Annotated in this window: 14 protein-coding genes; 6 read left to right on the top strand and 8 right to left on the bottom strand. The window is 31.3% G+C overall.

What is annotated here, in order from left to right; translation table 11 throughout:
- Positions 1-68 precede the first annotated feature (68 nt).
- From creD to IEV77_RS13735, 3 genes are all read right to left on the bottom strand, one after another.
- Entirely contained in the window at positions 69-1,445 is a 1,377-nt protein-coding gene (gene creD, locus IEV77_RS13745) for a cell envelope integrity protein CreD (RefSeq protein WP_188465789.1), read from the bottom strand.
- A gap of 51 nt (positions 1,446-1,496) precedes the next feature.
- A complete protein-coding gene (locus IEV77_RS13740) occupies positions 1,497-1,790 on the bottom strand; it encodes a winged helix-turn-helix domain-containing protein (RefSeq protein ID WP_188465787.1) in 294 nt (97 codons plus the stop codon).
- A gap of 81 nt (positions 1,791-1,871) precedes the next feature.
- Positions 1,872-2,483 carry a hypothetical protein gene (locus tag IEV77_RS13735; protein ID WP_188465786.1) on the bottom strand — a complete coding sequence of 204 codons (612 nt, stop codon included), beginning with the start codon at positions 2,481-2,483 and terminating at the stop codon, positions 1,872-1,874.
- 92 nt (positions 2,484-2,575) lie between these two features.
- Between IEV77_RS13735 and IEV77_RS13730 the strand changes: the two genes are divergently transcribed.
- Entirely contained in the window at positions 2,576-2,938 is a 363-nt protein-coding gene (locus tag IEV77_RS13730; RefSeq protein ID WP_188465784.1) for a DUF1801 domain-containing protein, read from the top strand.
- Positions 2,939-2,943: 5 nt separating this feature from the next.
- On the opposite strand, the gene kdsA is transcribed toward IEV77_RS13730, so the two are convergent.
- Entirely contained in the window at positions 2,944-3,762 is an 819-nt protein-coding gene (gene kdsA, locus IEV77_RS13725) for a 3-deoxy-8-phosphooctulonate synthase (protein ID WP_188465781.1), read from the bottom strand.
- A gap of 33 nt (positions 3,763-3,795) precedes the next feature.
- Positions 3,796-4,158, bottom strand: coding sequence for a hypothetical protein (locus IEV77_RS13720; RefSeq protein ID WP_188465779.1), 363 nt, complete (start codon positions 4,156-4,158; stop codon positions 3,796-3,798).
- 228 nt (positions 4,159-4,386) lie between these two features.
- Here IEV77_RS13720 and typA point away from each other — a divergent pair, with 228 nt between their 5' ends.
- Together typA and IEV77_RS13710 are read left to right on the top strand one after the other, a co-directional pair.
- On the top strand, positions 4,387-6,183 hold the full coding sequence (gene typA, locus IEV77_RS13715; protein ID WP_188465777.1) for a translational GTPase TypA: 1,797 nt from the start codon (positions 4,387-4,389) through the stop codon (positions 6,181-6,183).
- Between the two features lie 83 nt (positions 6,184-6,266).
- Entirely contained in the window at positions 6,267-6,497 is a 231-nt protein-coding gene (locus IEV77_RS13710) for a uroporphyrinogen decarboxylase (protein WP_188465775.1), read from the top strand.
- Here IEV77_RS13710 and IEV77_RS13705 read toward each other — a convergent pair.
- Together IEV77_RS13705 and IEV77_RS13700 are read right to left on the bottom strand one after the other, a co-directional pair.
- Positions 6,494-7,654, bottom strand: coding sequence for a glycosyltransferase family 2 protein (locus tag IEV77_RS13705; protein WP_188465773.1), 1,161 nt, complete (start codon positions 7,652-7,654; stop codon positions 6,494-6,496). The genes IEV77_RS13710 and IEV77_RS13705 overlap by 4 nt on opposite strands.
- Complete coding sequence (locus IEV77_RS13700; RefSeq protein ID WP_188465771.1) at positions 7,638-8,960, bottom strand: hypothetical protein; 1,323 nt, start codon at positions 8,958-8,960, stop codon at positions 7,638-7,640. The genes IEV77_RS13705 and IEV77_RS13700 overlap by 17 nt, the downstream gene beginning before the upstream one ends.
- Positions 8,961-9,137: 177 nt before the next feature.
- Here IEV77_RS13700 and IEV77_RS13695 point away from each other — a divergent pair, with 177 nt between their 5' ends.
- From IEV77_RS13695 to IEV77_RS13685, 3 genes are read left to right on the top strand one after another with little or no spacing between them, the layout of a single operon-like run.
- Positions 9,138-10,118 carry a GNAT family N-acetyltransferase gene (locus IEV77_RS13695; RefSeq protein WP_188465769.1) on the top strand — a complete coding sequence of 327 codons (981 nt, stop codon included), beginning with the start codon at positions 9,138-9,140 and terminating at the stop codon, positions 10,116-10,118.
- The gene (locus IEV77_RS13690) at positions 10,115-11,245 is read left to right on the top strand and encodes a DegT/DnrJ/EryC1/StrS family aminotransferase (protein WP_188465767.1); all 1,131 of its coding nucleotides are present in this window, start codon (positions 10,115-10,117) and stop codon (positions 11,243-11,245) included. Before IEV77_RS13695 ends, IEV77_RS13690 begins: the two co-directional genes overlap by 4 nt.
- The gene (locus IEV77_RS13685) at positions 11,246-12,562 is read left to right on the top strand and encodes an O-antigen translocase (RefSeq protein WP_188465765.1); all 1,317 of its coding nucleotides are present in this window, start codon (positions 11,246-11,248) and stop codon (positions 12,560-12,562) included.
- Here the strand turns inward: IEV77_RS13685 and IEV77_RS13680 are convergent.
- Positions 12,552-13,700 (bottom strand): glycosyltransferase family protein, encoded by a 1,149-nt coding sequence (locus tag IEV77_RS13680; RefSeq protein WP_188465763.1) that lies wholly within the window; start codon positions 13,698-13,700, stop codon positions 12,552-12,554. The two genes, IEV77_RS13685 and IEV77_RS13680, sit on opposite strands and share 11 nt — an antisense overlap.
- Positions 13,701-13,730: the final 30 nt, after the last annotated feature.

Genomic DNA, 13,730 nt, shown 5'->3' with positions numbered 1-13,730 from the left:
GATTCTGTGAATTTAAAAGCACCTCATTCCTCATAATAATCTTTTGAAGAATGAGATGCAATCTATATTTAATCATTATTCCAGTCTATTTTTCTGGAAACAAACATGACTATAGCTAAAATTATAAATAAACCTATACTGCCAACTAAGAGCGCATAGTTTTCTAATTGAATAATAACATAAATAAAAGTGTATAAGGCAGTTAATGATAAGCCTATAAATACTGGGAATTTTATTGTTTTTAAAATTGATTTCGCATATAACGTGATTAAAAATATGACTGAAATTCCAGCAACCAAATAGGCTTTTAAGAAGTTACTATGTTCAGAGATGGAAACTAACAATGTATAGAACATGGTTAGTGCCAATCCTATCATTAAGTATTGGAATGGATGGATGTTGATTTTGCTCATGGTTTGTATTAAGAAAAAGACCAAGAAGGTAAGTCCAATAACTAAAAAACCATATTTTGCCGACCTCTCACTTTTTTGATATTCGTCTACCATAACCATAAATTTTGTTCCAAAGGCAAACTCATTTAAATTGGGAATATTTTCAAGATATTGTTGTGAAAAAGCCCTGTTTATATGAATCACTTTCCAGTCGGCTTTAAAACCATTTTTTGTTATTTCCTTAGTTTCATCGTTTGGTAAGAAATTGCCAATAAAACTAGGGTCTGCCCAATTGGAAGTCATATTTAAAGTAGTCGTTTTTCCAATAGGAATTATTTGAATGTCTTTGCTACCATTAAAGGTAATATTAAAGTTGAAATTGGCTTTTTCGGATGTTTTAAAATCTAAATCTTCAAGTGGACCCGATTCCAATTCATCTAAATAATTTGAATAATCATTTGTGTTTTCATTGAAATTAGTCTCAAAAGGATAATTACTATCATTTACGTTAATAAACATTTCATTTTTAATACCTTTTAAATTGGATGTTTTTATGAGGATCTTGAGTCTATCCCAAATAATATCTTCATCTTTTATGCCCTTACGTTCTAAGTTGGGTTTAATAAAATCACCGTTAAAACTCATGTTTGTTGTAAAAACGGCAGATTCGAAATTACCTCTTTTCAAAGTTTTTGAGTTGGCATCGACTTCAGAAGACAAATTTTCTGGGAATATGTAGGCATACTTCACCTGTGTTTTTGTTTCTGTTAAATAGGTTTTTGTTGTTTCGTTATAAGTTTTTGTTTCTAAATATGTTTTGTATGGTAGCTTTAAAATTGGTCCATAAACCAATACATTATTTCCCCACTTATCATTTATTTCATTAACAACATCCTGCTGTCTTAAAGAGCGTTCTGTAATTAAATTACTTATGTATGAGAGGGGAATAAGTAGTATAATTACCAGAAAGCCTACCATGAGCATTCTTGCTGTGATTGATGTTTTAAGCCATTGGCCAAATTTGTTTTGCTGAGGTTTGTTTGTGTTTTCCATTGTGTTTGCTTTAAAGTACTTTGAAATTCAAAGTAAAAGATTAAAAAAATATTATTTTGTGTTTATTAGTTTTTCAAGGGCTTCAATATGCTTATTAAATGCTACTCTCCCTAATTTAGTGGTAGCATAACGTGTATTTGGTTTTCTTCCAATAAATTGTTTTTCGACCGAAATATAGTCTGCTTTTTCAAGTGCTTTGGTGTGGCTAGCTAAATTTCCATCTGTTGCACCAAGTAACTCTTTAAGGGTGTTAAAATCGGCATACTCATTTACCATCAGGATAGACATAATGCCCAATCTAATTCTATGATCAAAAACTTTATTAATGTTTGTTATTATGCTCATAACTTCCTGTGAAAGTAGGAATCTTTTTTATTTGATACTAATCCTTTGTTTTTTTAGTCTGTTTTTTAAAACTGAAAAGGGCTACTCTTTAGAGTCATGTTTCAGGTACATCCACGTACCATAAATAATATGCATAACTCCAAATCCTAAAACCCAAATCCAAAAGCCATAACCTGGAATTACAGCACTAATTAAGCCTAAAAGAATTTCAATAAAACCTAAATAACGAATATTTCCAATACTATATTTTGAAGCATTTATTAAAGCAAGGCCATAAAAAATAAGCATTAATGCGCCAGTTTGCCCGTATTTCTGTTGATTTAAAATTATTAAAATATACAAACCACCACTTACCAATGGAATTAAGAAATTAAAAACTAATCGTCTAGAGGTGCCATCCCAAATTTTTTCTCCTTGCTTTTTGGCTTTTCTGGTAGTTATAATAACAGCAGTAATAATACTAAAAAGAGCCACTAATGCTAAATCTAAAAGAATCCACCTGAAAATCTCCCCATTCAAAAGTAGTGTTCCATTGCTATAGTTCATAACCAACCAGTAAGCAACGGCAGCACCAATTATGGCATATATTCCCGCTAGAATTCCTGATAAACCACTTAGGGAAATAAATCGAGACGATTTATTCATGAGTTGTTTTATCTCACTTATGTCTTTTAAATAATCTTTTGGCTCCATATTAAAGTACTTTGAAACACAAAGTAAATAAATTATTTTGAATAATACATCATATAATTTTATTAATTTTGAAATTATAAATAACGGATAGTTTGAAACCAGCTGAAGAATACATATTTAACCAATCGGAACCTTTCCGTTCCATTTTGATGCACTTGCAAGTTCTTATAGAGCATACACTTCCAAGTGCCGAATTAAAATATAAATGGAAATTACCTTGTTATTATATAGGAAAACGTCCCATTTGCTACATCAATAAAAGTAAAGATTATGTGGATGTTGGTTTTTGGCATGCGGCATACCTACCTAAAGAGTTTGATGAATATTTAGTAAGTGAAAAACGCAAAATAGTAAAATCTCTTCGTTACAAAAGTTTAGAAGAAATTGATGATCAGGTGCTTATAGCTATTTTAAAAGAAGTTTTTTTGCACAAAGACAAATCCTTCTTTAAATAAGTTTTCTATAACGTGTTAACCACGCGTCTTATAGCAACCAAATTAGTTAATAATTTCTCTAAATTATCTAAGTGTAACATATTGGCGCCATCACTTTTTGCATTTGCAGGGTCAAAATGGGTTTCAATAAACAAGCCATCCACATTATTTACAATTCCCGCTCTTGCTATGGTTTCAATCATATCTGGTCTTCCTCCAGTAACACCCGCACTTTGGTTTGGCTGTTGTAAAGAGTGAGTAACATCTAAAATAGTTGGTGCATATTCTCTCATGGTAGGAATACCACGGAAATCGACTATCATATCTTGGTAGCCAAACATGGTACCTCTGTCTGTAATCCAAACTTTTTCGTTGCCAGCATCTTTAACTTTTTGAACGGCATGTTTCATGGCTTCGGGACTCATAAATTGTCCTTTTTTCAAATTCACCACTTTCCCTGTTTGGGCGGCAGCTACAACTAAGTCAGTTTGTCTAACTAAAAAAGCAGGGATTTGTAAAACATCCACATATGCGGCAGCCATTGCAGCATCAGAAATCTCATGAATGTCTGTAACTGTTGGTACATCGAAGGTGTTGGATACTTTTTGAAGAATCTTAAGCGCCTTTTCGTCACCTATACCAGTAAAACTATCAATTCTGCTTCTGTTTGCTTTTTTAAAACTTCCTTTAAAAATAAAAGGAATTTCTAACTTATCTGTAATAGCAATAACTTTTTCGGCAATACGTAATGCCATGTCTTCGCTTTCAATCGCACAAGGGCCAGCAAGAAGGAAAAAATTATTTGAATTAGTATGTTTTATTTTAGGGATTTCGTTGAGATTCATCTACTTAAAATTTAGGCTACAAAGATACACATTTTAGAACGCTTTTTTCATACTATTTCTTATCATCCAAAGAGACATAACAAAGTTTGTAAAGACAAACAAGCCACTTAAAAGAGCAAAATTCTTAGCTGTTTCAGAAAAAGTTATAATTCTAAGTGCACCAACGATATAGGCTAAAATTAAATAAGAGGATAGGCACACAAAAATAATTCCCAAAGAAAAATTAAGTTGTTTGCTAGGTCTTATAAGTTGCCAGACAAATGGAATTCCAATCAATAAGATAGGATAGGCGGTAAGGCCTTCATTTTTATTTACATCTGTAAACCAATAGGCCACAGCGGCAATAAAGTATAAATAAGGAATAAATTTCGTGTATTTATTAATCTGTTTTTTCATTATAAATAAAGTTTTATACCTGCAGTTTCTTGCAAGTGTAAAAAGCCTTTTGTGGTTAACAGATTGGTTGGTATTGGCTATTTACTATTAATTAGTATATAAACGAAAGTTACATATAGATAGTATGTGTTTTTCTAACTATAACATTTAATTAACTAATAACAAAAAAATTATAGTAAAAATAATAAATTATAGTCTACCTTTGCACGCTCAAAATAAGGCACTATTATGGCTAATATCAAAAACATTGCAATTATTGCACACGTCGATCATGGTAAAACCACTTTGGTTGATAAAATCATGTATCACTGTCAATTATTTAGAGATAACCAGAACACTGGTGATCTAATACTAGATAATAACGATTTGGAACGAGAAAGAGGAATAACAATTACGTCTAAAAACGTATCTGTTGTTTACAAAGACACAAAAATCAATATTATCGACACTCCTGGTCACGCCGATTTTGGTGGGGAGGTTGAACGTGTACTAAACATGGCTGATGGTGTATTACTATTAGTTGATGCTTTTGAAGGTCCTATGCCTCAAACGCGTTTTGTATTACAAAAAGCAATTGACTTGGGTTTAAAACCATGTGTGGTTGTTAATAAAGTAGATAAAGAAAACTGTACTCCTGAAGAAGTTCATGAAAAAGTTTTTGATCTAATGTTTGAATTAGGTGCTGAAGAATGGCAACTAGATTTTCCTACGGTTTACGGTTCAGCTAAGAATAACTGGATGAGTGACGACTGGAGAAATGAAACTGACAATATTGAGCCATTATTAGATATGGTTATCGAACATATTCCTGCTCCAACAATTGTTGAAGGAAATACACAAATGTTAATTACTTCTTTAGACTTCTCGGCTTTTACAGGTCGTATTGCTATTGGACGTTTAACTCGTGGAGAATTAAAAGTAGGACAAAACATTTCTTTAGTAAAAAGAGATGGTAAAATTGTAAAGAATAAAATTAAAGAACTTCATATTTTTGAAGGTCTTGGTCGTATAAAAGTAGACGAAGTTCAAACTGGAGATATTTGTGCGATTGTTGGTCTTGAAGGTTTTGAAATTGGTGATACTGTTGCCGATTTTGAAAATCCTGAAGGTTTAAAAACTATTGCTATCGACGAACCAACGATGAGTATGTTATTTACAATTAACGATTCGCCTTTCTTCGGACAAGATGGAAAGTTTGTAACTTCAAGACATATTAAAGATCGTTTATATAGAGAATTAGAAAAAAACTTAGCTTTACGTGTTAATGCTACGGATAGTGCAGATAAATTCATCGTTTTTGGACGTGGGGTATTACACTTATCAGTTCTAATTGAAACCATGCGTCGTGAAGGTTACGAAATGCAAATTGGTCAACCACAAGTTATTATTAAAGTAATTGATGGTGTTAAATGTGAGCCTATTGAAGAAATGACTATCGATTTACCTGAAACAGTTTCTGGTAAAGCTATTGAGATGGTTACTTTGCGTAAAGGTGAAATGTTAAGCATGGAAGCGAAAGGAGATAGAATGGTTTGTCAATTTATGGTACCTTCAAGAGGTATTATTGGATTACGTAACCAACTATTAACGGCTACTCAAGGTGAAGCTATTATGGCACACAGGTTTAAAGAATACCAACCTTTAAGAGGTGGAATTCCTGAACGTCAAAATGGGTCTTTAGTATCTATGGAAAAAGGGCAAGCAATTCCTTACTCGATTGATAAATTACAAGATAGAGGTAAGTTTTTCATCGATCCAGGTGAAGATATTTACGAAGGACAAGTAATTGGCGAAAACTCTCGTGGAGATGATATGTCAGTTAACGTAACTAAAACTAAAAAACAAAGTAACGTTCGTTCTTCAGGAGCAGATGATAAAGCGAAAATTGTTCCGGCAATTAAGTTTTCTCTAGAAGAAGCTTTAGAATATATTCAAAAAGATGAGTATGTTGAAGTAACTCCTAATTTCTTACGTTTACGTAAAATTTACTTAACAGAAGTAGAGCGTAAAAGAAATAAATTTTAAATAAGTTACTTATTATTAAATATATAAAAAGAGGAATCCAATAAACGGATTCCTCTTTTTTCGACTTAAAAAATAACGAGATTATGGATTTTTTTGGAATTGAATTTACGGAGTGGGTTGGTTATGCCGCCATGGCAGTGTTATTAATTTCTTTTACAATGAAAGACGTTAAAAAACTACGAATAATTAACACCATAGGTTGTATCCTTTTTGTTACTTATGGCTTTATGTTGCAAACCTCTTGGCCAATTATAATCTCCAATGGTGCTATTGCTTGTATAAACTTGTATTATTTAGTATTGAAGAAGAGTTAATTATCTGAATTCTTTAAACCTAGAATACTAAAAAATAGACTAAAGAATATTATTTGCATTCCCAAAAGTATCGTAAAGACTGCTGGGATAATTATTCTTAATGTTTCTGAAGGATTTAGTTCTCCAAAATTAGAGTGTTTCCAGATATTGAGTCCAAAATAGCTTAAGACTATTCCAACTATAAGAAATAAGACTCCTATTATTAAGCCTGTTTCTAGGTTTAAATATTTAAATAATTTATTGTATCGATTGCTTTTAGGGAGTAATTTGTTTTCAACGGCATAAATTTTAGTCAGCGCATAAAACACGATAAACTGAAAACCTATGAGTACGAAGCTAGAAGTATAAAGTAAGGTGTGTATATCCAAATGGATGTTATCAATAACAATAGGTTGACTAATAATTACTACTGAAGAAATAAACCCAATCACAATTAAGAAGAGCCCTGGAATTAAAAATAACCATTGTGGACTATATAGAAGTAAAAATCTTAAATGTCTCCAACCATCTCTCCAAGTATTAAGATGTGGGTCTCTAGTTCTTCCATCAGGTTGAAGCGTTGTAGGGACTTCTGTTATTTTTAAATTATTGAGTTTGGATTTTACAATCATTTCCGAAGCAAACTCCATTCCGGTGGTTTTTAGGTCCATCTTATAATAGGCTTCTTTGCTAAAACCTCTTAAGCCACAATGAAAATCTCCAATATTAATTTTATAAAATAAACGTCCTATAAATGATAAAACAGGATTGCCCAAATACTTATGTAAAAAAGGCATAGCCCCTTTTGCTACCCCACCTTTAAATCGATTCCCCATAACTAAATCTGATCCAGATCTAAGATTGGTTAAAAAAGGTAAAAGTGCTTCAAAATTATAGCTATCATCAGCATCAGCCATAATAATGTAAGTTCCGTTTGCAGCTTCAATACCGCCTCTCAAAGCGCTTCCGTATCCTTTCTCTTTAACAGGAATTACTCTAGCGTTCAGCGATTCAGCAATTTTTTGAGAACCATCTGTACTACCATTATCAGCAATAATTATTTCACCTTCAACCTGATTGTTTTCTAAAAAGCGTTTTGCTTTTTCAATGCATATTGCTAAGGTTTCTGCTTCATTTAAGCATGGCATGACTATGGATAATTCAGGCTTTTTTTCCATGCTTTAGTAGTTTTAAAAGGATAATGAATATTAAGAAATATAAAGAATAGTTATAGAATAAATACCTCATAATAGAATGACTAGCATATGCTACAATCATGGCATTTGAGAGAATTAATGATGAAAATAAGAACAAATATAAAACAAATTCATTTTTTGAAAATAGCATTTTAATGCCACTAAATAGAAAAATTAATACAATGAAAAATAATAATATTTGAGATTTAAAACCATACACTAAATTGCTATAATACAATTTTATCCATTTTCCGAAATTGTTTTTTATTAGAATGGGTACTATATTACTACAGGTGTTTTCAATACCAACTCTAGAATCTACAAAAGAGTAACCATGATCATAAAAATATTTAGTTCCAATTCTATGAACTGTATAATTGCATATATTCCCTAAGTTTTTATGAAAATGATTATAATAATCTGTGTAAGAGTCTCTCTCTTTACTAGATAACAACCAGCCATTTTCTTCTATAAAACCGTAGCAGTCGTTGAAAATGTTTTTATCATCTTCATTTTCTATCAAAAGCACATCTGAAGCATTACTCACATAAAACGCAGCGCCAGACATGCATAAATTAGAAAATGGCGTTGTTACAAAAACCCCATCTTTTAGTTTATGATAGGTTTTATCCATTAGAGTAATCACTAAAGGAATTAACAAGAGTAGTAGGATATTTTTAAGATGAAACTTTTTTAATGCAAGTGCTTTATTTTTTATAATATAAATAACCGCTATAATAATAGGAAGAACAATAAATTGGCCTCTTGTTAAAGCTAAAAGAATACAGGTTATTAATAAATATCTAAACGATTTTAAATTGTAATTTGTAAATAGGTCCGTGGAAAGAGCAATAACTAATAGATAGAACGGGTAGCTTAAACCTTCAGAACAAATATTGTTTGCAACATATAAAGGCCCAAAAAAAGGAAATATTAAAAGAGCCAGAAAGATAAATTCACTTATTGGATGTAATTTTAATGTCTTCGATATTTTTGTTAATGTAACATGAACAGCAAAAAGTCCGATAATAAGTTGCGCGCCAACCGTAAATAAATCAAAATACCCTTGAAAAATAAACTGAAATAATTTAACAAAAATAACATAACCAGGACTTCGATACATTTCAGCAATTAAATAACTTGCAGTATCTGGTGTGTAAATGGCTTCATGAAATATTAAGATCATGAATGTGATACCGTAAATTAAGTAAAACAGAACCTGTTTGTTTAATTTTTTAAAATAGTCCAAAGGTGATTTTAGTTTAGCGACTAAATATAAGTATTCCATTTTGTTATATAAATGCATCGGAATTAAAATTAGAATCTATTTTAATTTAATACCATAACAGAGAGTGCAAGTAATCGTTTAACATGTTTGTAAAAGCGTTATTTTCTTAAAATAAATAGACATTAATTTTTTTTGGAAGAAAAGAACTTTAAATTTAAACTTTCTTATTAAATACGAATGAGCGACTTTAAAGTTCTAACATACACTTCTAAAGATTATAAAATTTGGAACGATTTTTTAGATGCTTCCAAAAATGGAACGTTTCTATGTCATCGTGATTTTATGGAATACCATAAAGACCGATTTCAGGATCAATCATACTTGATTTTCAAAAAAGATAAGCTAGTAGCCATCTTTCCTGCAAATAAAAGTAATCACATCCTTTATTCGCATCAAGGCCTTACGTATGGCGGTTTAATTGTAAGTAAAGAAACATCTTTTAAAACTGTTTTAAAAGCTTTTAAAAGTTTGCTAGAAACGCTTCAGAGTTCTGGAATTGAAGAGTTAATTCTCAAACCATCACCTAGAATGTACCATACACATCCAAGCGATGAAATGGAATATTTGTTGTTTAAACTTCAAGCCGAATTAATTAGAAAAGATCTAACCCTTGCAATTGATACGAGTCAACCTATAAAAATAACGGCTTCCAATAGAAAAAGAGGTTTAAAGAAAGCCATAAAACAAGGTTTGATAATAAAGGAAGAAACCGATTTGGACCTATTCTGGAATCAGATTTTAATTCCTAATTTAGTAGAAAAACATGGGGTAACACCAGTTCATACCCTTGAAGAAATAACATATTTAAAAACGAAGTTCCCCAATAAAATCAGACAATTTAGCGTTTATAAGGATAATGAGATTGTTGCTGGTACAACTGTTTTTGAAACAGGAAAAGTGGCTCATGCCCAATATATTTCAGCAAATAATTTAAAACAGGAGTTAGGGAGTTTGGATATGTTATTTCACCATTTAATTAACGAAGTTTATAAAGACAAAGCGTATTTCGATTTTGGAGTTTGTAGCGAAAACAGTGGGAAACAAATTAATTCAGGCTTACAATCTTGGAAAGAATCTTTTGGAGCTAGCAGTATATCTCACGATTTTTATAGTGTATTCCCAAAAAATCACATCCTACTAAATGATGTTTTAATATGATAAAGTTTCTAGATCTAAAAAATATCAATAAACGGTTTGAACCTGAATTTCAAAGGAAATTTGAGCAGTTTTTAAACTCAGGGCATTATATTTTAGGGCAAGAAGTGGAAATTTTTGAAACCAGTTTTGCGTCTTATTGCGGTACAAATTATTGTATTGGAACTAGCAATGGCTTAGATGCGCTGACTTTAATTTTTAGAGCCTATCTAGAATTAGGGATTTTAAAGACTGGAGATCACGTTATGATTCCTGCAAATACATTTTTTGCAAGTGTCTTATCCGTTATTAATTCTGGATTAATTCCAGTTTTTGTTGAGCCTGACTTGGAAACTTTTAATATCTCTGTTCAGGAAATAGAAAAACAAATGACACCGAATGTAAAAGCCATCATGGCTGTACATTTATATGGGCAATTAGCCAATATGGAAGCTATTAATCTAATTGCAGAAAAATATAATTTATTGGTTATTGAAGATGCGGCACAGGCTCATGGTGCTGTGCAAGTGTCAAATTCCAATAATCAAAATTCTAATTCGAAAGTATTAAAAGCTGGGAATTTAGGTAATGTGGCTGCTTTTAGTTTTTATCCTAGTAAAAATTTAGGCGCTTTAGGAGATGGTGGCGCAGTAACTACAAACGACAAAGTTTTAGCAGAAACCATTAAAAAATTACACAATTACGGATCTGATAAAAAATATGAACATAACCTTATTGGTTATAACCATAGACTAGACGAAATTCAAGCCATGTTTTTAAACGTCAAGCTTCCACATTTAGATGCAGATAATCTAAAAAGACAAGAAATTGCCAAGCGCTATTTAACTGAAATTTCATCAGAAAAAATAGCCCTACCTTTTTATGATGGTTCTAAAAACCATGTATTTCATGTGTTTGTGGTTAGAATGAAAAATAGAGATAATTTTGTGTCCTTTCTAAAAAAACATGATATTGAAACTTTAATCCATTATCCAATTCCCCCACATAAACAAAAAGCCTTAGAAACTTTTAATAAATTAAGGTTGCCCATTACTGAAGAAATTCATGAAACTGTTGTAAGTCTTCCCATAAGTCCAATTATGACTAACAACGATGTGAGCCAAGTAATAAAAGTATTAAATGCCTATTAATTGAAAAGATTCATTAAATACATAAACAATAACGTATTAATCAAGGTTGCTTCATTAAATTCGGTTTCTCTTATAACTAGAATTACTGGAGGATTATTGACCTCGAATGCTATTGCGCATTTTATTGGGGCGGAAGGCTTGGCATTAATAGGGAATTTAAGAAACTTTATGTATTCCATTCAGTCTCTTGCTACATTGGGCTTATATAATGGTGTTGTTAAGTATATTGCTGAATTCAAGAGCAATACGGTCGAATTAAGTAAAACGTTATCTACAACCTTTTATTTAGGTTTTATGTCAACGATCTTGGTTTCTTTTTTCTGCTATTTTAATGCAGATTATCTAAACGGCCTTATTTTTCCTAAGTATAATGACTATAGTTATGTTATTGAAATATTAGCCATTGCATTACCATTTTACACCTTGAATATGTTCGCCTTTTCAATAATGAATGGGTTTTCCAAGTTTAAAATACTTATCATTATTAACATCATTGGACAGATTTTAGCAGTGGCCGTCACCTTGATTTTAATTTATAAAAACAGAATTGATGGAGCGCTAATTTCAGTAGTCATATCAGAATCCTTGATCTTTTTAATTACTGTGGTTGGAATCGTCAATCAGCGTAGTTTTATACCTCTCATTAAATTGAGTAATGTAAGGTTCTCAACCATGAAAAAACTAAGCTCATATTCTGTTATGGCCTTGTTTTCCGCAATGGTTTTGCCTATGGTGGCTATTGCAATTCGAACTTATATTATCGACAACGTTGGATTTAAGGAAGCTGGTTTTTGGGAAGCCATGAACCGAATTTCCAAGTATTATTTAATGTTTGTTAGCTCCTTATTAACGCTTTATATCTTGCCAAGACTTTCAGAATTAACCGGTGCCAAGGAATTTAGAAATGAGATTTTTAATTTTTATAAAACCATCATACCGGTTTTTGCAACAGGATTGATTGTTATTTATTTTTTGCGAACGTATATTATTACCCTTGTTTTTTCTTCAGAATTTAAACCTGTAGAAGATTTATTTTTCTGGCAACTTTTAGGCGATTTTGTAAAGGTTCTATCCATGGTTATTGCCAATCAATTTCTAGCCAAACGCATGTTCTGGCACTATATTATTACCGAGGCTTTTTCTGTGCTTATTCTCTACGTAGCTAGTGTATGGTTTATTGATATGTACGGCGTCAAAGGAGCAACCATAGCTCATTTTGTTACCTATGTTATGTATTATGGAATGGTTTTATTAATATTTAGCTCCTCACTTTTTGGGGTGATTCAAGATGAAACGGAGTCCGATTCTAATTCTTAGAATGTTGAGTCCAAATACTTAAATATTTTTCAGCCATTAAAATATAGTTGTGTTCTTTTTCTATAAAAGCTCTGGCATTTTTTGAAATGTCTTCTATATAATGAGGGTTTTCGATTAGCCATTCCAATTTTTCAACTATAGTTTTAACATCCGGAAGTGCGTTTATAGCAACTGTATTTTCTGCTAGATTATAGAAATCCAGCCATTCTTGTTCTGCTCCCGTAAAAACTACTTTTCCTTTCGCCATAGCTTCAAGGGCATTAAAACCTTGATCGTAAGCATATACTTGGTCCAACACAATATGAGCCTTGTTAAATGCTTCAATATAATCTGTGTACGGCAAATTTGTAACTGTAATAATATCAACTTTATCAGCATATTTGGCCTGAATAGTTTTTAAAGCTTCATCAAATAAATCATTACCTTTTACATAGAATTTTGAGGAGTTTACGCCATGAAAAATTACAATCTTGTTTTCGATTTTAATAGGTGAATATTCTAAAATATCAGTATTTATTGGATTTGGAACCATCCCTAAATATTTGGGATTATCATTTAATGGTAGGTGGTAATCCATATCTGAAGCAATAACACCCTGAATATTTTTAAAAATATATTTGTGTAAATCCTTATATGCGTCCGAAGTAAATTTTAAGGCGTAATAATTTGATTTTTTAGATACTTTTCCTTCAAAATAAGGAGTGAAAATGGAATACTCAAATCCTTTGTTCAATGCGAAATTTACGCTTGTATAATCGGTTCCACAAGACATAAGGAACACATTCTTGTTATGTTTAAAAATATAGTCTAGTAGCTTTTTTTCCGTTTTTGGAACCGTATTAAAGGCATTTTCATTAATAAGCTGTACTACATCGAATTGGGTGAGTTGCTTTTTTATAACATCAAATTGTTTTTCTATGTCTCGGGAGACTAAATCTATTTTTAAGGTTTTATAAACAATACGCTTTATAAACCTGGAAACTCCTGCTTGATATTTAAGATGAAATTGAATATCTACAGGAAACTGTTTAAAATGATCACCAAAACCAATAATGGTAACCTGATGGCCCAGTTTTTCTAAACCTTCTTTTAAAGAATTATGAAGTCTACTATATTCTCCAATTAATAAGATTTTCATTTTGTATCTTTGATAGGTTTTTAAAACATT

Origin of the sequence: Xanthomarina arctica, assembly GCF_014638915.1 — a bacterium.
GTDB classification, from domain to species: Bacteria; Bacteroidota; Bacteroidia; order Flavobacteriales; family Flavobacteriaceae; genus Xanthomarina; species Xanthomarina arctica.
This window is presented reverse-complemented; position numbering and strand designations above follow the sequence as displayed.